This window comes from Rhodanobacter sp. T12-5 (assembly GCF_008329435.1).
Classification (GTDB): Bacteria; Pseudomonadota; Gammaproteobacteria; order Xanthomonadales; family Rhodanobacteraceae; genus Rhodanobacter.
Genome location: NZ_NPKN01000002.1, coordinates 130802 through 150795, shown reverse-complemented (window position 1 = coordinate 150795; position 19994 = coordinate 130802). Strand labels below are relative to the sequence as shown.

General features: G+C 65.1%; 23 protein-coding genes. 12 read left to right on the top strand and 11 right to left on the bottom strand.

The window, feature by feature from the left end:
• The first annotated feature begins 430 nt into the window (after positions 1-430).
• Positions 431-724: a hypothetical protein gene (locus CIW53_RS04775; protein ID WP_149363569.1), complete on the top strand. Its 294-nt coding sequence runs from the start codon at positions 431-433 to the stop codon at positions 722-724.
• 194 nt (positions 725-918) lie between these two features.
• Positions 919-1239: a hypothetical protein gene (locus CIW53_RS04770; protein ID WP_149363568.1), complete on the top strand. Its 321-nt coding sequence runs from the start codon at positions 919-921 to the stop codon at positions 1237-1239.
• An 85-nt stretch (positions 1240-1324) separates the two neighbouring features.
• On the opposite strand, the gene CIW53_RS04765 is transcribed toward CIW53_RS04770, so the two are convergent.
• Positions 1325-2041: a DUF899 family protein gene (locus CIW53_RS04765; RefSeq protein ID WP_149363567.1), complete on the bottom strand. Its 717-nt coding sequence runs from the start codon at positions 2039-2041 to the stop codon at positions 1325-1327.
• Between the two features lie 22 nt (positions 2042-2063).
• A complete protein-coding gene (locus tag CIW53_RS04760; protein ID WP_149363566.1) occupies positions 2064-2723 on the bottom strand; it encodes a glutathione S-transferase family protein in 660 nt (219 codons plus the stop codon).
• Positions 2724-2863: 140 nt separating this feature from the next.
• Between CIW53_RS04760 and CIW53_RS04755 the strand changes: the two genes are divergently transcribed.
• Positions 2864-3592 carry a glutathione S-transferase family protein gene (locus CIW53_RS04755; protein WP_149363565.1) on the top strand — a complete coding sequence of 243 codons (729 nt, stop codon included), beginning with the start codon at positions 2864-2866 and terminating at the stop codon, positions 3590-3592.
• Between the two features lie 177 nt (positions 3593-3769).
• Here CIW53_RS04755 and CIW53_RS04750 read toward each other — a convergent pair whose 3' ends face one another.
• Positions 3770-5290, bottom strand: coding sequence for a hypothetical protein (locus tag CIW53_RS04750; RefSeq protein WP_149363564.1), 1521 nt, complete (start codon positions 5288-5290; stop codon positions 3770-3772).
• A gap of 105 nt (positions 5291-5395) precedes the next feature.
• Positions 5396-5728 (bottom strand): DHCW motif cupin fold protein, encoded by a 333-nt coding sequence (locus CIW53_RS04745; protein WP_149363563.1) that lies wholly within the window; start codon positions 5726-5728, stop codon positions 5396-5398.
• A gap of 221 nt (positions 5729-5949) precedes the next feature.
• Between CIW53_RS04745 and CIW53_RS04740 the strand changes: the two genes are divergently transcribed.
• On the top strand, positions 5950-6225 hold the full coding sequence (locus tag CIW53_RS04740) for a hypothetical protein (protein ID WP_149363562.1): 276 nt from the start codon (positions 5950-5952) through the stop codon (positions 6223-6225).
• 36 nt (positions 6226-6261) lie between these two features.
• Here the strand turns inward: CIW53_RS04740 and CIW53_RS17815 are convergent, their stop codons facing one another.
• Positions 6262-7074: an energy transducer TonB gene (locus CIW53_RS17815; protein WP_207105462.1), complete on the bottom strand. Its 813-nt coding sequence runs from the start codon at positions 7072-7074 to the stop codon at positions 6262-6264.
• Positions 7075-7128: 54 nt separating this feature from the next.
• Here CIW53_RS17815 and cycA point away from each other — a divergent pair, with 54 nt between their 5' ends.
• The 3 genes from cycA to CIW53_RS04720 all read left to right on the top strand — a co-directional run bounded on the left by cycA (position 7129) and on the right by CIW53_RS04720 (position 9563).
• Complete coding sequence (gene cycA, locus CIW53_RS04730) at positions 7129-8514, top strand: D-serine/D-alanine/glycine transporter (RefSeq protein WP_149363560.1); 1386 nt, start codon at positions 7129-7131, stop codon at positions 8512-8514.
• 183 nt (positions 8515-8697) lie between these two features.
• Positions 8698-9213, top strand: a complete 516-nt coding sequence (gene msrA, locus CIW53_RS04725) for a peptide-methionine (S)-S-oxide reductase MsrA (protein ID WP_149363559.1) — start codon at positions 8698-8700, stop codon at positions 9211-9213.
• An 83-nt stretch (positions 9214-9296) separates the two neighbouring features.
• A complete protein-coding gene (locus CIW53_RS04720; RefSeq protein WP_149363558.1) occupies positions 9297-9563 on the top strand; it encodes a DksA/TraR family C4-type zinc finger protein in 267 nt (88 codons plus the stop codon).
• Between the two features lie 13 nt (positions 9564-9576).
• On the opposite strand, the gene CIW53_RS04715 is transcribed toward CIW53_RS04720, so the two are convergent.
• Entirely contained in the window at positions 9577-9990 is a 414-nt protein-coding gene (locus CIW53_RS04715) for an OsmC family protein (protein WP_149363557.1), read from the bottom strand.
• A gap of 137 nt (positions 9991-10127) precedes the next feature.
• Between CIW53_RS04715 and CIW53_RS04710 the strand changes: the two genes are divergently transcribed.
• Positions 10128-11450: an amidohydrolase family protein gene (locus CIW53_RS04710; protein ID WP_172969585.1), complete on the top strand. Its 1323-nt coding sequence runs from the start codon at positions 10128-10130 to the stop codon at positions 11448-11450.
• Here CIW53_RS04710 and CIW53_RS04705 read toward each other — a convergent pair.
• Positions 11419-11961: a MarR family winged helix-turn-helix transcriptional regulator gene (locus tag CIW53_RS04705; RefSeq protein WP_172969584.1), complete on the bottom strand. Its 543-nt coding sequence runs from the start codon at positions 11959-11961 to the stop codon at positions 11419-11421. The genes CIW53_RS04710 and CIW53_RS04705 overlap by 32 nt on opposite strands.
• 118 nt (positions 11962-12079) lie before the next feature.
• Here CIW53_RS04705 and CIW53_RS04700 point away from each other — a divergent pair, with 118 nt between their 5' ends.
• Positions 12080-13450, top strand: a complete 1371-nt coding sequence (locus tag CIW53_RS04700; protein WP_197736620.1) for an alpha/beta hydrolase — start codon at positions 12080-12082, stop codon at positions 13448-13450.
• 208 nt (positions 13451-13658) lie between these two features.
• Positions 13659-14255, top strand: a complete 597-nt coding sequence (locus tag CIW53_RS04695) for a 2'-5' RNA ligase family protein (protein WP_277949621.1) — start codon at positions 13659-13661, stop codon at positions 14253-14255.
• A gap of 18 nt (positions 14256-14273) precedes the next feature.
• Here the strand turns inward: CIW53_RS04695 and CIW53_RS04690 are convergent, their stop codons facing one another.
• Positions 14274-14636 (bottom strand): VOC family protein, encoded by a 363-nt coding sequence (locus CIW53_RS04690; RefSeq protein ID WP_149363554.1) that lies wholly within the window; start codon positions 14634-14636, stop codon positions 14274-14276.
• A 158-nt stretch (positions 14637-14794) separates the two neighbouring features.
• Complete coding sequence (locus CIW53_RS04685) at positions 14795-16180, bottom strand: GGDEF domain-containing protein (RefSeq protein WP_149363553.1); 1386 nt, start codon at positions 16178-16180, stop codon at positions 14795-14797.
• A gap of 204 nt (positions 16181-16384) precedes the next feature.
• On the opposite strand from CIW53_RS04685, the gene CIW53_RS04680 reads away from it, so the two are divergent.
• Together CIW53_RS04680 and CIW53_RS04675 are read left to right on the top strand one after the other, a co-directional pair.
• Positions 16385-16879 (top strand): PepSY domain-containing protein, encoded by a 495-nt coding sequence (locus tag CIW53_RS04680; protein ID WP_149363552.1) that lies wholly within the window; start codon positions 16385-16387, stop codon positions 16877-16879.
• Between the two features lie 147 nt (positions 16880-17026).
• The gene (locus CIW53_RS04675; protein ID WP_149363551.1) at positions 17027-17986 is read left to right on the top strand and encodes an asparaginase; all 960 of its coding nucleotides are present in this window, start codon (positions 17027-17029) and stop codon (positions 17984-17986) included.
• A 34-nt stretch (positions 17987-18020) separates the two neighbouring features.
• Here the strand turns inward: CIW53_RS04675 and CIW53_RS04670 are convergent, their stop codons facing one another.
• On the bottom strand, positions 18021-19235 hold the full coding sequence (locus CIW53_RS04670) for an FAD-binding oxidoreductase (RefSeq protein ID WP_149363550.1): 1215 nt from the start codon (positions 19233-19235) through the stop codon (positions 18021-18023).
• A gap of 145 nt (positions 19236-19380) precedes the next feature.
• Positions 19381-19914 carry a lipocalin family protein gene (locus tag CIW53_RS04665; RefSeq protein WP_149363549.1) on the bottom strand — a complete coding sequence of 178 codons (534 nt, stop codon included), beginning with the start codon at positions 19912-19914 and terminating at the stop codon, positions 19381-19383.
• Positions 19915-19994 lie beyond the last annotated feature (80 nt).

Sequence of the window (19994 nt, the reverse complement as noted above, 5' to 3'; positions counted from 1 at the left end):
GCGCTCCAACCGGTAGCGTCATGGGTGGGTGCCACGTTCGATGACGTCGCATTGCAAAGTCAGCGTTGCATCCCCGGATGCAACGCCGGCACCGGGCGCAAACGGGATCAGATGCTGCCCCTGCTTCGATTCATGCCTGATCCCCAAGGGCCGCATCCGATCAAGCCTGCCTCTCGCGCAACTGCCATGCAGCAATCAGCCACCCAGCCGACGATGCACTTTGCGTGAAATTTTCAAGGGTGAGACCCAACGCCAGGTAGAGCCCGAAAATGTGGTGTTCATTACTTGGTCGACCGCAAGCATTCTGGTAGTACATTTTGGGGCGTCAGCCGGGCGATGTTCCCGGCCCAATCGTCCAAGCAGGCGCGCGAAAAGCCGCGCGCTGCTCAACTCCCGCTTTAGGCCTTTAACCTGTCCATGGACGTGTGAAATGACTCTTCCAACTGTGCTTAAACGGCCGAGCGCGTTTCTTCCGTTGGCCATGTCAGTCGCAGCATTGGTCTTGGTGCTTGGTCACGTCGCTGTGGCTGGTGCTGCCCGGCAAGCCGATGAGGGTGCTGCCGCGCACATCTTTCAGCTTCTCATCGCCGGGCAAGTTCCGCTCGTGGCGTTCTTCGCAATCAAGTGGCTTCCGCGCGCTCCGCGCTTTTCGCTGCCGGTCCTGGCACTTCAAGCAATAGCGGTCATTGCAGCGCTCGCGCCCGTGTACTTCTTCAACCTGTAGCGTCGGGCTAACATCTCCGTAAGAGACTTCCCGTCAACCCCGGCCGCATGAAAGCTTTATCGAATTTCACGCCATTCTTTAAGTCGCTCATCCCTTTGGCTCGAGTATGCCTGCTCATGGCGGTGGCCGACGTTGCAGTCGCCGTCTATAGCTGGCTACCGCTACGGTCACATTCCCAGGTCGTTCTTATGCCCATGGCATTGATCACCATGGCCATTCTTTTTGCTGGCTTCATTCTCGTCGCTTACCACCACTGGGTGGTCTGGAGCGTCAAAGATTTTCCGCCAGTCCGTGTGTCGCTACCGCGCGCCTATTGGTTGGCCTGTGTTGTCTCGCTGCTCTACTTTTTGGCGGTGTTCGTTGGTGGCGCGTTCTACTACCCTTCTGGTGTAGATTTGGGCCCCGCGGTAGGTCTGCGTATTTTTTCCTCTGGGTCGCTCTTCTTGTGTCTTATGAGCCTTGGGTTTGTTCAGTGGCTAGGCCTGCGGCTCCGGGCTTATAGGGCTGCGGCCTAGCAGTTCATCCAAGCGGACGCGCGGACGCGCGTACCGCGTAGCGCTGTCCGGTGCCCGGGGATCAGCCGGCACACAGGCCCACGCCTCACCCCGGGTAGTCGAGCTTCGGGTACCAGTCGCTGCCGCGGCCTTCGGGGGTCATGTCGAGGATGGTCCATAGCGGCATCAGGTCGGGTGCGCCGCGTGGGTCCTGGCCGGGGTCGGCGGTCTCGAAGCCCATCTCGCCGCTCCAGAAGTGGCGGATCGTGCCGTCGCGGCGGGTGAACACGTGGATGGCGGCCTGGTCGCCGTCGCCGCCATCGGCGTCGACGGCGAAGTAGTCGCGGCTGTAGTTGCCGTTGATGTCCGAATACAGTTTCAGGTCACGCCAGCCGCGTTCGCGCTTGAACGCGAGCAGGCGTTCGATCGGCGAGCGCGCGACCACGGCCAGCGCCACGCGCTGCTCGACGTCGCGCGCCTCGCCGTTCCATGCGCTCAGCAACGAGGTGCACATCGGGCAGGGGCGCTGGCGCTGCGGGCCGAACATGTAGCTGTAGACGACCAGGGTCGGCTTGTCGCCGAACAGGCCGGCGAAATCGAGCGGGCCGTGTTCGCCTTCGAAGCGGTAATCGCCAGTCACCGCGCCGCCGGGCGGCAGTGCGCGGCGCTGCTCGGCGACGCGCTCGATGTGCCGGCGCAATTCGATTTCCTCGACCAGCAGCGCTTCGCGTGCACGACGGTAGTCGTCGCTTTCGTTCGGGATGCGCATGCCGTTGCGCCTGGCCAGTTCGGCGGCGGGGACGAGGTCGGGGGTGTGGCTCATGGTAGGTCTCCGTTGGGAAGGTTCAGTCGCGGTCGGGCGCGCCGAGCGGGAACAGCGGGCGGTACGGGCGCGCCTCGTCAACCGCTCGCGCGAATGAAGGGCGTGCCAGCAAGCGCTGTCGATAGGCGATCACATTCGCGAACGACGGGTCGATCCGGTGCGTCCAGTCGGCGTAGAAAAGGAACGGCGCGGCCGCGCAATCGGCGAGGCTGAAGGTTTCGCCAGCAGCCCATTCGCGGCCGGACATGGCCTGGTCCAGCCAGCCGTAGGCGGTGTCGAGCATGGCGCGGGCATCGGCGACGCCGCGGGCATCGCGCTCCGCCTCCGGACGCAGGCTGTCGAACACGATCTTCTGCTGCGGCGTGGAGATGTAGTTGTCGAAGAAGCGATCCATGCTGCGCACTTCGAGCGCGGAGCGGGCGTCAGTCGGCAACAGCGACACCGATCCGGGATGGTGCAGGCCGAGATGCTCGATGATGATGGTCGATTCGACCACCGTGCGGCCGGCGTCGACCAGCACCGGCATGCGCTGCAATGGCCATAGCCTGGCCCAGTCCTGCAGCGCCTGCGGGTGATGCGGCGAAAGCAGGCACCACTCGAATGGCGTGTCGTTTTCGTACAGAGCGACCAGCACCTTTTGGCAATAGGAGGAGAAGGGGTGGGCATAGAGCTTGAGGCTCATCGGAGGGCACCTCGGCCAGTGAAGAAGGGGAATGTTTCCCTGGCGACGAATGGCATCGGCGGAAATCGACATCCCTGCTGACACGATGCTGGCAGCAGCCCTGGGCCAGGCTGTGCGTACCTCCCGCCCGCGAGACCGCCATGTCGTCATCGAGCCTTACCCTGTACGCCACCCGCGCCGGTTTCGGCATGCCCGATACCAGCCCGTTCGTGATCAAGACCGAAGTGCAGCTGAAGATGGCCGGTCTGTCTTACGAGCGGGTTTCCGCGATTCCGCCGCAGGCACCGAACGGCAAGCTGCCTTACATCGACGACCATGGTGAAGCGGTCAGCGATTCCACCTTCATCCGCGCGCATGTCGAGCGGAAATATGCGGTGGACCTGGACGCGGGCCTGGACTCGCGGCAGCGCGCGCAAGCCTGGGCGATCGAGCGCCTGCTCGAAGATCACCTGTATTTCGCGATGGTCTGGTTCCGCTGGATCGATCCGGACAATTTCGCCAGGGGGCCGGCACACTTCGCCGACAGCGCGCCCGAAGCCGATCGGGCGCAACTGCGCCATGACATGCAGGCGCGCAAGGCCAGCGATCTGCATGCGCAGGGAATCGGCAGACATGCGCCCGAACGGATCGCGGAGCTGGGCGAACGCTCGATCGACGCGCTGGCGCAACTGCTCGGCGACAAGCCGTACCTGATGGGCGAATCACCCAGCGGTGTCGACGCCACCGCCTTCGGCGTACTTGCCAGCGTGCTCGCCCCGCTGTTCGACACGCCGCTGCGCGGGGCCGTCGAGGCCCGTCCGAACCTGGTCGCCTACGTCGCGCGCATGATGCAGCGCTATTACCCGGATCACGCGTGGCAGCCGTCGTAGGGATTTTCGAGAAATCCCGTCGGATCATCTGTAGGAGCGCACCCTGTGCGCAATGCTTTCCGTGGCGTGACGAAACAGCATCGCGCACAGGGTGCGCTCTTACAAAATGCCGGGTTATTCGAGGCTCCCCGTGGCGATGCATCGTGGGTGCGAGCACGCACAGCGGGTGCGTTGCCGCTATTTCTGGGGCGCTTCGAGATTGAAGTGTTCGATCCGGCCGACCCTGGCCAGCGCCTTGCGTACTTTCGGCTGTGCCAGGACGGTGTGCCAGCGCTTCAGGCGGCGAGCCTCGATCGGGGTCATCCGCACCTCGGCGTAATCCTGCATGTCGGTGAGCGCGACGCTGCGCCAGCGTTCGTTCTGCAGGCGCTCTACCAGCAGGTCGCCGGCGGCTTCCAGGTCGTTCGTTGCCAGCAGGGCGTTTTCCCACGTGGCGATGTCGTCTGCGCGGTGCGCGCGCATTGAGGCCAGGAGCTTGGCGACGGCGGCCTTGTCATCCTGCTGGAGCGCCGCCAGCAACCTCACCATCATGATCTGCATGCTGCCGACGGAGCTCGGGTCGTCCAGCTCCGCAACCATTTCCCGTGCCTGCCTGGCCTTGCCGATCTCGGCGTAGAACTCGGCAAGGTTCACGGTCTGGCTGGTGTTCATTTCGCCGTATTCGGGGCGGCGGGTTGCCCGCGCCCATTGCTCGATGGCCTCGTCCCAGCGCCCCAGCCGTACCAGTGCCCGCGCCCGCTGGTCGAGGATCCAGATGTATTTCTCGTTGAAGTCCTTGTAGCTCGCTGCGCCCTGGCCGGCCTCGGCCTTCGCCACCACGGCGTCGCTGACCGCCAGTACCTGCTCGAATTGCCGGCTGTCGAGCAACAGACCCTCCAGGGCAGACAGCAACACGAGCTGGTCCGGCGCGGCCTTGACCCTGGCCTTGTACAGCGCGATTTCATCGGCGGCCACGCGATCGATGTCGAACGCGCGCGGATCCTTCCGCACGAGGCGGTCGTAGCGTTTGTCGATGCGCATGGTCAGCGCAACCTCGGCCGAGTCGATGCGTGCCGCCACGACGGAGGCCGCATGCAACTTGTGTTCGGCCAGCAGCATGGCGGTCAGGTCGCGCCACAGGTTGCAGGGTTCCCCTTCGGGGGTAGACCACTTCGCGTCGAACAGGGATTGCAGCATGTCCTGCTGCGAGTGCACCAGGCTCTTGTCGCCTTCGAGCTTGCGGTCGAGGCTGTAAATCGCCGCATAGTTGATCTTGCCCAGCGTTTCCGGCCAGCGCCGGGCGATGGTTGCCACGCTGTGGGCGCTGTCGACATAGTCCTTTGTGCGATAGGCCGTCTCCAGCCGGCGTTGCCAGAGGTCGCTGTCGGCCTCGCCGTATTCGCTCGCCCGCAGCAGCAACGCATGCGCCACGTCATACCGCTCGCTGTCCTGGGCAATCGTGCCGGCCAGCACCAGCGTACCGAATTGCTGCTGTCGGGTGAGCCTTGTGAATCCATCCGAATAAATCGCCTTTTCGAGCGCTATCGACGCGGCGGTCGGGTCCTTGTTTCGCCACGCTTCATAGCCAGCGGCTATCTCGTCGCGCGTTGCATCCAGTTGACCCGCCATCGTGGGCGGCGTTGGCGATGGCGGCGTGATCGATGCCTGTACCCAAAACGATGCCATCAGCAGTGCAGCAGCCAGCAATATATTCCGCATGTCGTGTTTCCCCCCGGGGCGGCGATCAGTGTGGCGGACAATTCGCACTCTCCACAAATCGTGACGTTACTGCATGGCACGCTGGCAAGGAGGGAGCCGTCGGGTTCAGTCGACGATGAACAGCTTGACGCCGGTTGGGGTCGATGAGCGATGCGCCGCGTCGCCGAAGTCGGAGACCTGGTAGCCGATGCCTTGCGTCAGCACGAAGCGGCGGCCGTCCTGCAGTTCGGTATGCAGTTCGCCTTCCAGCACGTAGAGCACATGACCGCGATCGCACCAGTGGTCGGCCAGGTAACCAGGACTGTATTCGACTACGCGTACGCGCAGGTCACCGACATGGAATGAGCGCCACGACGCCTCCCCGGAGGTGCCGGGATGCCGGGTAGGCGACATGTCGTTCCAGTTGGTGAGGGTGAACGGAAGGGTAGGGATTTTCATGGACGGGTTTTCGCGGGTGGGGCGATCAGTCTGGTACCTGCGGTGCGCCCGGATATGCGCAGGAAGTCATGTGCCACGCGCATGGGCAATTTTCATATGGCTCTTGCAGACGGGTTTTCGATCGGACCGCGGCATGACATGCGCAACCCGCAAATTCGATGCACCGATCAGGTTGTTGGCAAATCTGCGTGCCGTCAGCATCCGCGGACGTTGTACAGGCGATGACCCGGCATCGCCGGGTTCAAAAAGGGAATGTTGATGGAACAGCAGGACGCGCACGGTCGCGACGATATCGATGCGGTCGCGGCGCCAACAGCAGCTACGGACTACAGCGCATTCTGCTCCGCTACCTGGATGTCAGGCGCAAGCAGTTCGACCTGCTCGGCCAGGCGGTGCTCGCCGACGACGAAGCGATCCAGGCCCTTTCGGAAAAGGAGCGGATGAAGGCCGAGCAGGCATTGGCCGATCTGAAGGCCTTGCGCGGCAACGGGAAATAACCTGCCGCCGGGTGCGTCGACCCGGCCGCACCTGCCTCAACCGCCGAGGCTGAAGTTCACCGGTACCCTGATCGAGCGGCCGACGGCAGCATCGAAGTGCCATTTGCGCACGGCTTCCAGCGCTGCCTGGTCCAGTTCGCGGAAGCCGCTGGACTGGTAGACGCTGTCGCTCGTCACCGCGCCGTCAGCGGCAAGTTCCACCAGCACGATCACCACGCCTTGATGGCGTGCACGCATGGCTTGCATGGGGTATCTGGGTTGCAAGGCAGCCGCGGACGCCGGTTGTTCCACCAGCGGCGGGACGCAGATGGTTCGTTCGTTGTTGCGCAACGATTTCAGGTTCGCGGCGGCCGAGGGGCTGTTGTCCTTGCTGTCGAGCTGCCTCTGGATCTGTTCACGGGTCTGCTCGCATCGGAATTGAGCCTGCTGCTCCGGTGTCATTTTCGAGATGTCGCCGACCGCTATCCCCGTTGCCGAAGCTGCACTTCCGTCGGGGCTCTGTCCATTCGCCGATCCATGGCCAAAACACGTCGTGGAAATCACGAGCAGTATCAGTATCGTCAAGTGTCGCGTCATCGTTTTCCCCTGTAGCTTGTTCGATCGTTCGGCAGGACAGCGCACGGCCGCCGGCCACGGCCACCTTAACCACGTGCCCTGATCGTTGCAATTGAATGGCCGTCCATTGCGGACACGCGCAAGCCATGCGCCATGTCCTGCATCGGCAGGATGGCGCCGGACATGAGCCCACCTTGCCTTGCAGCCGTGGCGGGGTGAACGGGCGACCGGGTTTCGTGCGTGACGCAGGCAATCCGGGCCGATTCTTGCGGTTTCGATCGACAGGGCCTGCACCCGGCTCCCGGTTTTCTGTATGTTGGCGCATTCCGAACGTCAAAGGCGCGCACCATGACTGCATCGCTGGAGCATCCCGATCACCTCAGGCGCAGCCTGTCCAATCGCCACCTGCAACTGATCGCCATCGGCGGTGCCATCGGCACCGGCCTGTTCATGGGTTCGGGCAAGACGATCAGCCTGGCCGGTCCATCGATCGTGCTGGTCTACCTGATCATCGGCGTGATGCTGTTCTTCGTGATGCGGGCGATGGGCGAACTGTTGCTGTCCAACCTCGAGTACAAGTCCTTCATCGACTTCTCCACCGATCTGCTCGGTCCGTGGGCCGGCTTTTTCTGCGGATGGACCTACTGGTTCTGCTGGATCATCACCGCGATTGCCGACGTGATCGCGATCGCGGCCTATGCGCAGTACTGGTTTCCCGGGCTGGCGCCGTGGATACCCGCGGTGCTGTGCGTACTTCTGCTGCTGACGCTGAACCTGGCCACGGTGCGGCTGTTCGGCGAGATGGAGTTCTGGTTCGCGCTGATCAAGATCATCGCGATCTGCGCGCTGATCGTGACCGGCTTCGCCCTCGTCCTCTGGGGCTTTCGCTCGCCGAGCGGGCATCTGGCGTCGTTGTCCAACCTGTGGAACGACGGCGGCGTGTTCCCGAAGGGAGTGGGTGGATTTTTCGCGGGGTTCCAGATCGCAGTGTTCGCCTTCGTCGGCATCGAGCTGGTCGGCACCACGGCCGCGGAGACGGCCGATCCGAGGCGCAACCTGCCCAAGGCGATCAACTCGATCCCGGTGCGCATCATCATCTTCTATGTGCTGGCCCTGCTGGCGATCATGGTGGTGACGCCGTGGCGCATGGTCGAGCCGGGCAAGAGCCCGTTCGTGGAACTGTTCGTGCTGGCCGGCATCCCGGCCGCCGCCAGCCTGATCAATTTCGTCGTGCTTACCTCGGCGACCTCGTCTGCCAACAGCGGCATCTTCTCGACCAGCCGCATGCTGTACGGCCTGGCCGAGGAGGACCACGCGCCGAAGATGTTCGCCCGGTTGTCCCGGGCGGCGGTGCCGTCGCTGGGCCTGCTGTTTTCCTGCTTCTGCCTGCTGCTCGGCGCGGCCCTGATCTACCTGATCCCCGACCTGATCACGGCGTTCACCCTGGTCACCACGTTGTCCGCGGTGCTCTTCATGTTCGTCTGGTCGCTGATCCTGTTCGCCTACATGGCTTATCGGCGCAAGCGCCCGCAATTGCACGAGGCATCCATCTACAAGATGCCCGGCGGCGTGTTCATGTGCTGGGCCTGTTTGGCGTTTTTCGTGTTCGTGCTGGTGCTGCTCACCCTGCAGTCCGATACGCGCGCGGCCCTGCTGGCCAGTCCGGTCTGGTTCGTGCTGCTGGCGGTGGCGTACGCATGGAAGGGGCGGCGGGCGCAGCAGTTGTCGCGTTGACGGCAGCGGGCAGCGTTGAAAAGCACTCGTGCCGCCGCCAGATAATGGCGGCAGCACCGACTGTCTCACTCAGTCGGAAAGCGATCCGCGCAGCGCACCGTGGCGGCAATTCGGCTTTGCCGCGTTGCCGGATGTTTCGCCAGCGTCGGGATCGGCCCCGTTTCGAAACCGGAGGACAGACTGATGACCGCTACCAACGAGCGCGCCGTACTCGCCGGAGGCTGTTTCTGGGGCGTGCAGGATTTGCTGCGCCGATATCCGGGCGTGCTGTCTACCCGCGTGGGCTATACCGGCAGCGACGTCCCGCAGGCGACCTATCGCCACCATGGCAGCCACGCCGAAGGGATCGAGATTATTTTCGACCCGTCGATGCTGAGCTACCGGGATCTGCTGGAGTTCTTCTTCCAGATCCATGATCCGTCCACGCCGAATCGCCAGGGCAACGATCGTGGCGCCTCCTATCGTTCGGCGATCTACTACACCTCGCCGGAGCAGAAGCGGATCGCCGAGGACACTATTGCGGACGTGGATGCGTCGGGCCTGTGGCCGGGCAAGGTGGTGACCGAAGTGGCGCCCGTCGGTGACTTCTGGGAAGCCGAGCCGGAACATCAGGACTATCTGGAGCGTTATCCGGACGGTTATACCTGTCACTTCGTACGGCCGGGCTGGAAGCTGCCGCATCGCCGTGCCACCGGCTGAACGATTGGGGCACGAAGATTTCATGCCCGCCACATTATGCTTTTCCATGACGTTCCAGACGAGTTGATTCTCGGGAGGTTGCCATGGCGACCGGTTGGGCAGGCGACGGCGCAGTGCAGGACCAGATCGACGCCACCGTCGACGACGCGGTGCAGCGCGCCCGCCAGCAATTGCGCAAGGGTCCGGGCCTGACCCGATGCGAGGAGTGCGATGCACCGATTCCACCCGCGCGGCGCAAGGCCGTGCCGGGCGTGCGCCTGTGCGTGACCTGCCAGGAAGCGCAAGACGAGGAACACCGCGGTGCCGGCCTGTACAACCGCCGCGGCAGCAAGGACAGCCAGCTGCGCTGATCGGAGCGCGCCGTTACGGATTGGCTTGCAGCGTCGTGGCGATGCGTACCTCGCCGGTGAGCACCTTGTGGATCGGACATGCGTTTGCGATCTGCAGCAGGCGTTCGCGCTGCTCGTCGGTCAGGTCCCCTTGCAAGGCAATCGCCCGCGCAATGTCGTTGCCGTTGGCTGGCGTGCCTGCGGAATTGAAGCGCAGTTCGACTGCGATCGCGCTCAGCGGCCACTGCTTGCGCGCTGCATACATCTGAAGGGTGATCGCGGTGCACGCGCCCAGCGCCGAAAGCAGCAGATGATGTGGCGACGGACCGATGTCGGCGCCCCCGGCTTCGACGGGCTCATCGGCCAGCCAGGTGTGGCCGGAATCATCGCGCAGGGTCACCGTATAGGGCACGGTGCCGCTGCTGGCGTGGACGATGGAAATGTTCATGGTTTGCTCCTCGGGAATGGCCCATCATCGTCCATTCGCATGTACCCACCAAGGCAACAGCCGCAGAATGTTGGCATGCGGCGGCGCTGTGGCATGCTCGGCGCTCACGCACCAAGGGAAGCGAAGACCCGATGCAAATGCCTGCCGTAAAACTGACGAAACGCCTCCTGTGGCTGGGACTGGCGCTATGGGCGTCGCCGCTGCTGGCCGCTGCGCCCTCGCTGCTGTTGACCCATGCGACCGTGATCGACGGTACCGGCGCGCCGCCGCGCAGCGGCATGAGCATCGCCATACGCGACGGCCGCATCGAGGCGGTTTATCCGGACGACAGCCAGCCGACGCCGAAGGGCGCGAAGGTGGACGACTTGCGTGGGCGCTACGTGATCCCGGGCCTGATCGACGCGCACGTGCACCTCACCGGTGCCGAAACCGACCTGGCGCACTATCGGCCGCTGCTGCGCGCGCTGTTGCTCGGCGGCGTCACCTCCATCCGCGACATGGCCGGCGACGATCGGCTGCTAGGCTATCTCGCGTGGCAGGCGAATTCGGACACGATGGCGTCGCCGGACATCTTCTACGTGGCGTTGATGGCGGGGCCGACCTTCTTCGCCCAGGACATGCGCGCGCAGGAAGCCGCCGCCGGCATGCCGCATGGCCACGCGCCATGGATGCAGGCGATCACCGCGGACACCGACATTCCGCTCGCCGTCGCCGAAGCGAAGGGCACCGGCGCGACCGGCCTCAAGCTGTACGCGAACCTGCCGGCGAAGCTGGTCGCCGCGATCACGGCCGAGGCGCATCGACAGGGCCTGCGGGTGTGGACCCACGCCACGATTTTCCCGGCCCGGCCCAGCGATGCGGTGAACGCCGGCGTCGATACCATTTCGCACAGCCCCTACCTGGTCTGGGAGGCGGCAGCGCAGGTGCCCGACGATTACCGCGTGCGCGCCAAGGGCGACTTCACGCACGTCGCCCCGGATGCACCGTCGATCCTTGCGTTGTTCAAGGCGATGAAGCAGCACGACACGATACTCGACGCCACCCTGCTGGCTTTCGAGGAAGAGGCGCAGCACCATCCGGAGAAGGTCGGCGCGGGCATCATGCGCTGGAGTTACGCGGTCACCCGGCTGGCGCATCAGCAGGGCGTGCGTATCGATGTCGGCACGGATTCGGCCGGCCTGCCGTCGAACGCGAAAGGTCCGGACCTGTCCGCGTTGCCTGGGGTGCATGAGGAAATGGCGCTGCTGGTCGAGCATGCCGGCTTCAGCCCGATCGAGGCGATCCACGCCGCCACCCAGGTCGGCGCTGCGGCGCTGGGGCAGGGCGATCAGCGTGGCACGATCAGCGCCGGGAAGCGCGCCGACCTGGTCGTGCTCACTGCCGATCCTGCGCGTGACATCCACAACACCACGAAGATCGCGTTCGTGATCAAGAACGGGGTTGTCTACCGGAAGAAGTAGCACGCGGGGCTTTCCCGGCGTCTGCGCCGGGACGGTTGTCGCGTTCGCGCAATTGCCGTGCGAAAGGCGTGTCGCGACAGGCCTGCTCCATCCGCCAGAGGGCGGCGAACAGGCCCGGCGCCGCATCGTCCATCAGTTGCCCCGAAGCCTCGCCCATCAGCTTCAGTGCCTTGCGCAGGCGCGCGACCTCGTCGATGCCCTTGGCGCTGAGTGCGATCACCGTGCGCCGGCCGTCACGCGCATCGGCACGCGACTTGATGAAGCCATCGGCCTTCAACTGCCGGATCCAGCTGATCACCAGCGGGTGCGATTGCCGCAGCAATGCGGCGATCTCGGTCACCCCGAGCGGGCCGTGCTCGGCCAAGGCCAGCAAGGTGGAAGTGGTGCGCGGCGGTGCGGTCACCCCGACCTCGGGATACCACTCGCTGGCGCCACGAACGAGTTCGTCGGAGAGCCGCCTGAGCAGGTGCGCGAGGAAGGCCGGACCCTGTTGCCGGATGAAATCGTCCATGGGAGATATCGCCTTTCGAGTGAGGTGACCGTCGGTCGTGGCCAACATCGTTTGATTTTACGTAAACAGTTACGTATTGTCGACACCCGAGCGCTATTGCGCCTCTGGAGAGCCCCCAATGAACAACATGGTGCCGAAGTCCCCCATCGATACCTTGCGTGCCGCTGCCTTCGCGGCGCTGGGTATGCTGTGGCTTGTCCATGCCGGTCCCGCCGCCGCGCAGGCGCCCGATCGTCGCGGCGACTGCCACATCGGCATCTATCAATTGCGCGGCGGTGGCGATGTCGATATCGGGTTGACCGATGGCGATCACCTGCGTTGGCGCCGCAAGGACGGCACCACCGGCGCGCTCAGCCAGACCGCCGACGGAAGCTGGACCAGCACGCTGGGCTGGACCGGCCGGCCCGACGGCAAGCGCGTGTCGTTCTCCGATTGCAGGGCGGGGCAGATCACCTTCGACGGCGTGCCCGGCCGACGTATCGCGCTCGACGTGACAGAAACCACGTTCCAGGGGGCGGGCGTGCGTCTGGCCGGTCGCCTGGTGTTGCCCAAGGGCGATTCACGGGTGCCGATCGTCGTGCTGGTGCATGGCTCGGAACATTTTTCGGCGCGTGAGTTCTACACGCTGCAAAGACAGCTGCCCACCGAGGGCATCGGTGTTTTTGTCTACGACAAGCGCGGCACGGGCGCGTCCGGCGGCTTGTATTCGCAGAGTTACCTGCTGCTTGCCGACGACGCGATCGCCGCGATGCGCGAGGCGAAACGGCTGGCCGGCGATCGCGCCGGCAGGATCGGCTACCAGGCTGGCAGCCAGGGCGGCTGGGTCGCGCCGCTCGCCGCGAAGATCGAGCCGGTGGATTTCGTCATCGTCGGCTTCGGGCTGGCGGTCTCGCCGCTGGACGAGGATCGCGAGGCGATCGCGCTGGACATGACGCGCCGTGGCTACGGCCCCGACGTGATGGCCAAGGCAATGCAGGTCGCCGATGCCACGGCGGCGGTCATGCGCAGCGGTTTTCGCGAAGGTTACGACCAACTCGCCGCGGTGCGCAAGAAATACGCCGGCGAAGCGTGGTTCAAGCACGTGCACGGCGACTTCAGCTTCTTCCTGCTCGGCACGCCCACGGCCACGCTGCGCGAGAAGGGCCCGGCCCTGCTGGCTGGCGTGCCGGCGGATTACGACCCCATGCCGGTGTTGCGCAATCTCGATACCCCGCAGTTGTGGATACTCGGCGAGGACGACACCGACGCACCCAGTGCCGAGACCGCACGGCGTCTGCGCGGGCTCATCGCGCAAGGCAAGCCGATCACGCTGGCGATGTTTCCGCATGCCGATCATGGCATTTACGAGTACGAGACGAAGGCCGATGGCGAGCGCGTGTCCACCCGCAATCCGGATGGCTATTTCGCGATGATGCGCGATTTCATCCGCAACGAACGACTTGAAAAGCACTACGGCAGCAGCACGATCGTCGGGCCGGCCGGTCACTAGCTCGTGTCCGGTTCGATGTGTCCGGCAAGTGGGGGCGCCATCGGGGATCCGGCGGTGGCGCTGACCGCGCGCTTGGCAGGCGGGGAAGGTACTATCTCCCCCATGACGAGGAGTCGCCGCCACAGCGATCGCCACCGGAGGCCAGACCATTCCGACCCTGCCGACCCACCGCAAGCTCACCGAAGGCATCAACTATTTTTTTGCCGCGTTGCCGGATGACGAGGCGCGGGCAGGCATCGCCAGAGTCGGCGAACGGTTTCGCAAGGCCCATCGGATCAGCGGCTCGCCGATAGGGCCCGAACGCTTTCATCTGACGCTGGCCCCGATGGGCAAGCCGGAGCGGCTGCAGCAGCCCGTGGAAGCGGCATTGCTGGCTGCTGCCGCCGAAGTTCGCGCCGAAGCTTTCGAGGCATCGCTGGATTCGGCGATGCGCTTCAGTGCCACGGACGGCCGGTTTCCGTTCGTGCTGTGCGGCGACGCTGCCACCACCGACGCGGCAATGAAGTTGCGCAGGGCGATTGCCGTCGAGCAGCTCCGTTTCGGGTTGTACGTGCCGGGCGTATCCAGCTTCCTGCCGCATGTCACCGTGCTGTACGGCCATACGGTCGGCGCGATCCAGGAGTCCATCCCGCCGGTGCGCTGGCCGGTCAGCGAATTCGTGCTGATCCGCAGCTTCTTCGGCCAGTCCACCCACGAAGTCATCGGCCGCTGGCCGTTGCAGATGCCGGCCCGGCCGGAAGTGCCCGACTACTTCACGGAGATGGAAGAATGGCAACGGGAATCGGATGCGCCGACCGACGGGTAGTCGCCCGCGCGTGCGACTTCAACCGGCAACCGACTCGACGAAGGTCACCATGTTGCCGTCCGGGTCGCTCACCGGGGCGAAGCGAACGAAGTGGGTCGCGGCTTGCGGGGTGGCGTCGATCTGGCGGCCGTGCAGGCCGAGCAACACTTCGTCGAGATTGTCCACGATGATGCCGACCGATGCGGAGTCTGCGTGCGCCGTGGTCGCTGCCGCGGCATTTCTCGGCAACACCTGGATCTTCGTGCGCTTGGCGATCTGCCATTCCGCGCAGCACGCATTCGGGCGGTAGTCGGGCGCGCGTCCGAACAGACGGGCGTACCAGGCGCTGGAAGCGGCGAAATCGTTCACCGCAACGGTGGCGAGAACCTGGTGGGCATTCATGAACAGTCTCCGCAAGGGTGCTGGACATTTAGCACCATGCTGATGTCGGCCGCGTGAAGACATGCGGGGAAAACCTTGCGCGATGTCCTGCCGGGCCGATGAAACACGGCTGGATGCGGCCCATATTCCCCTCAGGGCGACCGCGCAGGTTGCGCCGCTCAGGAAGCGAGGGTGTCGTCGTGCAGCTCCTGCAGGACGGTTGGCATCACCTTGTTGCCGCCTTGTCGCTTGGCCGCGTACATCGCGTCGTCGGCATGCCGCATCAGTTGCCGAGCCTCTTCGCCATGCTCGGGATGGATCGCGATGCCGATGCTCGAGGAGACATTCAGCTGACGACCGGCCAGGTCGAACGGTTGCTCGAGTGACTGGCGGATCTTTTCGGCTACCGCCGACGCATGTTCCGGCAAATCGATGCTGTTGAGCAGAACCACGAATTCGTCGCCGCCGATGCGGGCCACCGTATCCGATTCGCGCACGCACTCGTTGATGCGACGAGCGACTTCGCAAAGCAGCCGGTCGCCCGTGTCGTGGCCGAAGCTGTCGTTGACCTCCTTGAATTTGTCCAGGTCGATGTACAGCACGGCCAGCCGCGCCTGCTCCCGCCGCGCCCTGGCCATCGAGGTGCGCAAGCGGTCATGGAACAGTTCGCGGTTGGGCAGGTCGGTCAGCTGGTCGTGACGGGCGACGTACTGCAGCCAGGTTTCAGTCTGCTTGCGCTCGATCGCCGCGGCGACCTGGATGGAGACGAACTCCAGCAAGACCTTGTCCTTTTCGGTATAGCGCACACCGCTGGAATAGCTCTGCACCACCAGCGCACCGATGGTCCCCCTGGGCGAGCCGAGCGGTACGCCGAGCCAGTCCAGCGAGTCCATGCCGATGATCGGACCGGCCCCTGCGGGCGGCGATTCGTCGCTGGCGCGCGTCAGCAGCAGTGCTTCGCCGCTGCGGATGACCTCGCCACTGAGCGTGCCCGAGTCCAGCTTTTGGGGCATGGGCGTCTGGTCATACTCATCGACGAAATAGGGAAAGCTCAACTCGTCCTTCTTGCTGTCGTACAGGGCGACGAAAAAATTGCGTGCCGGCAGCAGCTCGCCCACGATCTGGTGGATGCGTCGAAACAAGGCGAGCAGGTCTTCAGCCAGGTGCGCCGCTTCAGAAATGGCATGCAGGGCGGCGCGCATCGACTCGGCTCGCTTGAGTTCGGTGATGTCGCGCCCGACCGCGACCCGTAAACGATCGGTCTCGGACCAGCGCGCCGACCACATGATGTGAATGACTTGACCGTCCTTGCGCACATAACGGTTCTGGAAGTGCGGCTTGGGTTGCCCGCCCATGATCTGGTCGGCGGCCTGCAGTGTCCTTGCCCGGTCGTCGGGGTGGACCAGTTCGATCATCGGGCGACCGATGACTTCCGCCGGCGCGTAGCCGAAGATGCGTTCGAACGCGGCACTGACGTAAACGTAACGCCCTTCAACGTCAACCATGCAGATCGCGTCGAGCAAAAGATCCATGACGTTGGCGAGAGTGTTGTTGTTGAATTCCATCACGTGCTGGCTTGCGGGAGCAGGGGGCGGTAAGGCGCGATCGTGCCGGCGATGATCGCGCTTGGGTAAATGCAACATAGCCCAAAGCTCCGATCCGCGCGTGGCCGGGGCCGGCATGGGCGGGAATTGATGAGATTGCTTATCATTGGCGTTTTAGTGTCGCTCCGGTAGAGTCCGCGATTCTTTCCTTGCGCAGCGTTCTTCATGTCCCTGGGCCATCGCTTTCTGAAACTCAGCCGCACGATCCATCTCTATCTTGGTGTATTCACCGCACCGGCCTTGCTGTTCTTCGCCATTACCGGCGGGCTGCAGACCTTCAGCCTCCACGAGACCACCCGCGGCAGCAGCTACGTGCCGCCGGCATGGCTGGCCAGCGCCGCGCAATTGCACAAGAAGCAGACCACGCTGAAGCCGGTGCGCCGGTCGCGGCCCGCCGAAGTGGCGGCATCGACGGTGCAGACGAACCCGGTGGTCGACGCAACGCCGGTCCGCCCGGCCGCCCAGCCGTCGGACAAGCTCATGCCGCCAGGGAAAAACCTGCTGCCGATGAAGGTGTTCTTCGCCTTGGTGGCGTTGGGCCTGGCGATCTCGACGTTGAGCGGCTTGTACATGGCCTGGCGCTACAGCCGCCGGCCCCGATTGTTCGGCATGGTGCTGGCTGGCGGTTTCGTCGTGCCGTTGTTGCTGCTTTTGTTCTGACGTCGGGATTGGCGAATGTGCGCCTGCCCGCGCCGGCTTTGACCAGGCCGGTTTTGACAAGGAGAGTTGATCGGGTTACCTGTTGCTCTTCCTGCGCCGGCGAGGCGATCGCATCGCACGGGCCGGTCCCTATGAGGTGGAACAGACATGCGAGTGGCTTTCATTGCCTGCGGCGGCACGATCGCCGGCCACGCCGATGCGACGGGCCGGTTCAGTCCGTCCGGTGGTGCGGCTGAGTTGCTGCAGCGGGCGACGCTGACGCCAGAGGTCGAGGTGGTCGCGATCGACGCGCTTTCGATGCCGAGCCGGGCGATGTCGCCGGCCGATGTGCTGGGGCTGGTGGTGATGGTCGAGTCGCTGGCGGCGACGGCGCCAGGTATCGACGGCGTGGTGATTGCGCAGGGTACCGACAGCCTGGAAGAGACGGCCTACCTGTTCGCCTTGACGTGCGCGGCAACGGTACCGGTGGTGCTCACCGGGGCCATGCGCCCGAACGTCGTGCCAGGGTCGGACGGCCCGGCAAATATCGCGGCGGCGATCGCGGTGGCAACCTGTGCCGAAGCCGCCGCGCTGGGGCCCTTGGTGGTGATGGGCGACGAGATCCACGCGGCCCGCTGGGTCGGCAAAGTGCATTCGACCCGACCGGCGGCGTTTGCCAGCCCGGGCTTCGGCCCGGTCGGCATCGTCAGCGAAGGGCGGGTGCGATTGTGGGGGCCGTCGTGGGGCGGACCGTTGGGGCGACCGTCCGCGCTGCCGCACCGGGTCGAATTGCTGGTCATGGGCAGCGGCGACGATGGCCGGCTCGCCGAGGCGGCCGGCAGTTACGCCGATGGACTGGTGATCGCCGGCATGGGCGGTGGCCACGTGCCGCCTGCCGCAGCGACGGTGCTGGTCGAACTGGCGCGGCGCATGCCGGTGGTGCTGGCCAGCCGGTGCACGGCCGGGCCGGTGCTGACATCGACCTACCGCGGCATTGGCGCCGAGAGCGACCTGATCGCCGCGGGCCTGCTTCCGGTGGGCAACCTGCAGCCGCTGAAGGCGCGTCTGCGGTTGATGGTCGGCCTGGGCCTCGGGCTGGCGCCTGGCGAGATTTTTCCGGTGGATTGAGGCGACCGGTTGGTGGCTCGCGCCAGCGGCACCGTCAGCGGTCCTGTCGTTCAAACGAAAAAAGTTTCGCCAGCGGGTGCCGGCGTCGTTCGATCAGTGCGCGCAGCAGGCCGGCCCCCAACATGCTGTAGGTGATGCCGTTGCCGCCATAGGCCATGGCGAACTGCACGCGCGGGCCGTATTGCGGATGTGGGCCGAAGAACGGCAGGCCATCGTCGGTCTCGGCAAACGTGCCGGCCCAGGCGAAGGCGGGTTCAAGCGCCAAGCCCGGGATGGCCCGGGCGACCTTGCGGACCAGTCGGCGTGCCTTGCTGTCCACTCGTGCGTCGCGCCGCGACGGAATGTCGATGGCATCGTCCTCGCCGCCGACCAGCAGGCGGCCGTCGCCGGTGCTGCGCAGGTAGAGATATGGTCGCGCCGATTCCCACGCCATCGTATCGGTCAGCCCGCGCAGGCGGGCCGGATCGAGCGGATCGGTGATGAAGGCGTAGCTGCTGCGGTTGCTGGCCACGCGTTGCTCCAGCCAATGCTGGCTGGCGTAGCCGGCGGCGAATACCGCGTGTCCCGCGCGCAAACGCACACCGTCACCGGTGTGCAGGGTGACCCCGCGCGTCCCCGCGGTGATGCGCTCGATGCAGGTGCGGTCGAATACGCCGCTGCCGCGCTTTTCCAGTCGCTCGAACAGGCGCCATGCCATGCGGTAGGGATCGATGCGGGCGGCGAGCTGGCTGAGGATCGCGCCGGGCGCGTCGATGCCGTAGTCCGCGTGCAGGCCTGCGGCCCCGACCCAGCTGACGTCGAGGCCGTGCTTCCGGCGCAGCGCAAACTCGGCCCGCAGCACCTCGACATCGCGGCGCCGGCTGGCGTAGTACAGGCTGCGCATGCACGCGAAATCGACGTCGCGCACCTCGCCGGCGAGCGCCTGCAGCAGTCCTATGGCATCGGCGCAGGCGCGGTACGCCAGCACCGCATCGGCCTCGCCGAAGCGCGCGGCCAGCTCGGTCATGTGGGTATCGATCTCGTACTGCAGCAACGCGGTACTGGCGGCGGAACTGCCCCAGCCGATGTCGCGCTGCTCGACCACGACGACATCGTGGCCGTGTTCGGCCAGTTCGTTGGCGATCAGCGCGCCGCTGATGCCGCCACCGATCACCGCCACGTCGCAGTGCCGATCCTGTCGCAGTTGCGGAAAGACATACATCAGGCCGTTCTTGATTGCCCAGAACGGATAACCGCTTTTCAGGTCCATGCCGGTTCCACGGGTTTCGATCGCGCAGTGGCGCGTCGTCAGACTCGGGTGTCGCACGTCGCGGTGACGTGAGCGGCGTGCCCGGCGTGGCGGCCCCGGTTCGAATGGGCGACGGCGGCCTGGTCGGCGCGGCCACGCGACGCGGTCAATCCAGCGGCGCCATGATCATCAGGTCTTCCACCGCGTAGCCGCGTCGACGGGCGCGGTCCTTGATATTTTCGAACAGCGCACGCCGCATGTCGGGGCGGCGCGCCAGTATCCACAGGTACTTGCGGCTGGGGCTGCCGACTACGGCCCATTGGTAATCGGGGCCCACTTCGATCACCCAGTAGGGAGCCCATGCCCGCGGCAACCAGCCGAGCCAGGCGGGTGCGAAACGCACCTTGAACACAGCAGGTTGGCCATCCATGATTTTTGCGACACCGTCGACGGTCTGCCTGCCATCACGGGTCTGGCAGGCATTGCGGACATGGATGGTTCCGTCCGGCATGGGCGTATAGCGGGCGGTGACGGCCTGCAGGCATTTGCGCTCGAAGAACATGGGCAGGTGCGCGATCTCGTGCCACTGGCCGGCATAGCTGGCGAGATCGAGCTCAGGCACGGGCTCGTTGGGCAGCGTCGGCAGTCCGATGGGCGTGGAGACAGCCATCACGAGGGTCATGAGCATGGCGTGGAGCATGCGCGTTTCCTTGGCGGGAGAATCACGGAAGCGATCGACGCGAGCAGTATGGCAGTGCCGTGTCGGTGGGCGATGAACGA

Coding starts and splice junctions, on each gene's coding strand:
- CIW53_RS04710 (WP_172969585.1), top strand. CDS start 10,128: ATGCCTGCCGTAAAACTGACGAAACGCCTCCTGTGGCTGGGACTGGCG.
- CIW53_RS04675 (WP_149363551.1), top strand. CDS start 17,027: ATGCGAGTGGCTTTCATTGCCTGCGGCGGCACGATCGCCGGCCACGCC.
- CIW53_RS04750 (WP_149363564.1), bottom strand. CDS start 5,290: ATGCGGAATATATTGCTGGCTGCTGCACTGCTGATGGCATCGTTTTGG.
- CIW53_RS04720 (WP_149363558.1), top strand. CDS start 9,297: ATGGCGACCGGTTGGGCAGGCGACGGCGCAGTGCAGGACCAGATCGAC.
- CIW53_RS04760 (WP_149363566.1), bottom strand. CDS start 2,723: ATGAGCCTCAAGCTCTATGCCCACCCCTTCTCCTCCTATTGCCAAAAG.
- CIW53_RS04770 (WP_149363568.1), top strand. CDS start 919: ATGGCATTGATCACCATGGCCATTCTTTTTGCTGGCTTCATTCTCGTC.
- CIW53_RS04755 (WP_149363565.1), top strand. CDS start 2,864: ATGTCGTCATCGAGCCTTACCCTGTACGCCACCCGCGCCGGTTTCGGC.
- CIW53_RS04670 (WP_149363550.1), bottom strand. CDS start 19,235: ATGGACCTGAAAAGCGGTTATCCGTTCTGGGCAATCAAGAACGGCCTG.
- CIW53_RS04715 (WP_149363557.1), bottom strand. CDS start 9,990: ATGAACATTTCCATCGTCCACGCCAGCAGCGGCACCGTGCCCTATACG.
- CIW53_RS04705 (WP_172969584.1), bottom strand. CDS start 11,961: ATGGACGATTTCATCCGGCAACAGGGTCCGGCCTTCCTCGCGCACCTG.
- CIW53_RS04700 (WP_197736620.1), top strand. CDS start 12,080: ATGAACAACATGGTGCCGAAGTCCCCCATCGATACCTTGCGTGCCGCT.
- CIW53_RS04775 (WP_149363569.1), top strand. CDS start 431: ATGACTCTTCCAACTGTGCTTAAACGGCCGAGCGCGTTTCTTCCGTTG.
- CIW53_RS04690 (WP_149363554.1), bottom strand. CDS start 14,636: ATGAATGCCCACCAGGTTCTCGCCACCGTTGCGGTGAACGATTTCGCC.
- CIW53_RS04745 (WP_149363563.1), bottom strand. CDS start 5,728: ATGAAAATCCCTACCCTTCCGTTCACCCTCACCAACTGGAACGACATG.
- CIW53_RS04685 (WP_149363553.1), bottom strand. CDS start 16,180: ATGGAATTCAACAACAACACTCTCGCCAACGTCATGGATCTTTTGCTC.
- cycA (WP_149363560.1), top strand. CDS start 7,129: ATGACTGCATCGCTGGAGCATCCCGATCACCTCAGGCGCAGCCTGTCC.
- CIW53_RS04680 (WP_149363552.1), top strand. CDS start 16,385: ATGTCCCTGGGCCATCGCTTTCTGAAACTCAGCCGCACGATCCATCTC.
- CIW53_RS04665 (WP_149363549.1), bottom strand. CDS start 19,914: ATGCTCCACGCCATGCTCATGACCCTCGTGATGGCTGTCTCCACGCCC.
- CIW53_RS04765 (WP_149363567.1), bottom strand. CDS start 2,041: ATGAGCCACACCCCCGACCTCGTCCCCGCCGCCGAACTGGCCAGGCGC.
- msrA (WP_149363559.1), top strand. CDS start 8,698: ATGACCGCTACCAACGAGCGCGCCGTACTCGCCGGAGGCTGTTTCTGG.
- CIW53_RS04740 (WP_149363562.1), top strand. CDS start 5,950: ATGACCCGGCATCGCCGGGTTCAAAAAGGGAATGTTGATGGAACAGCA.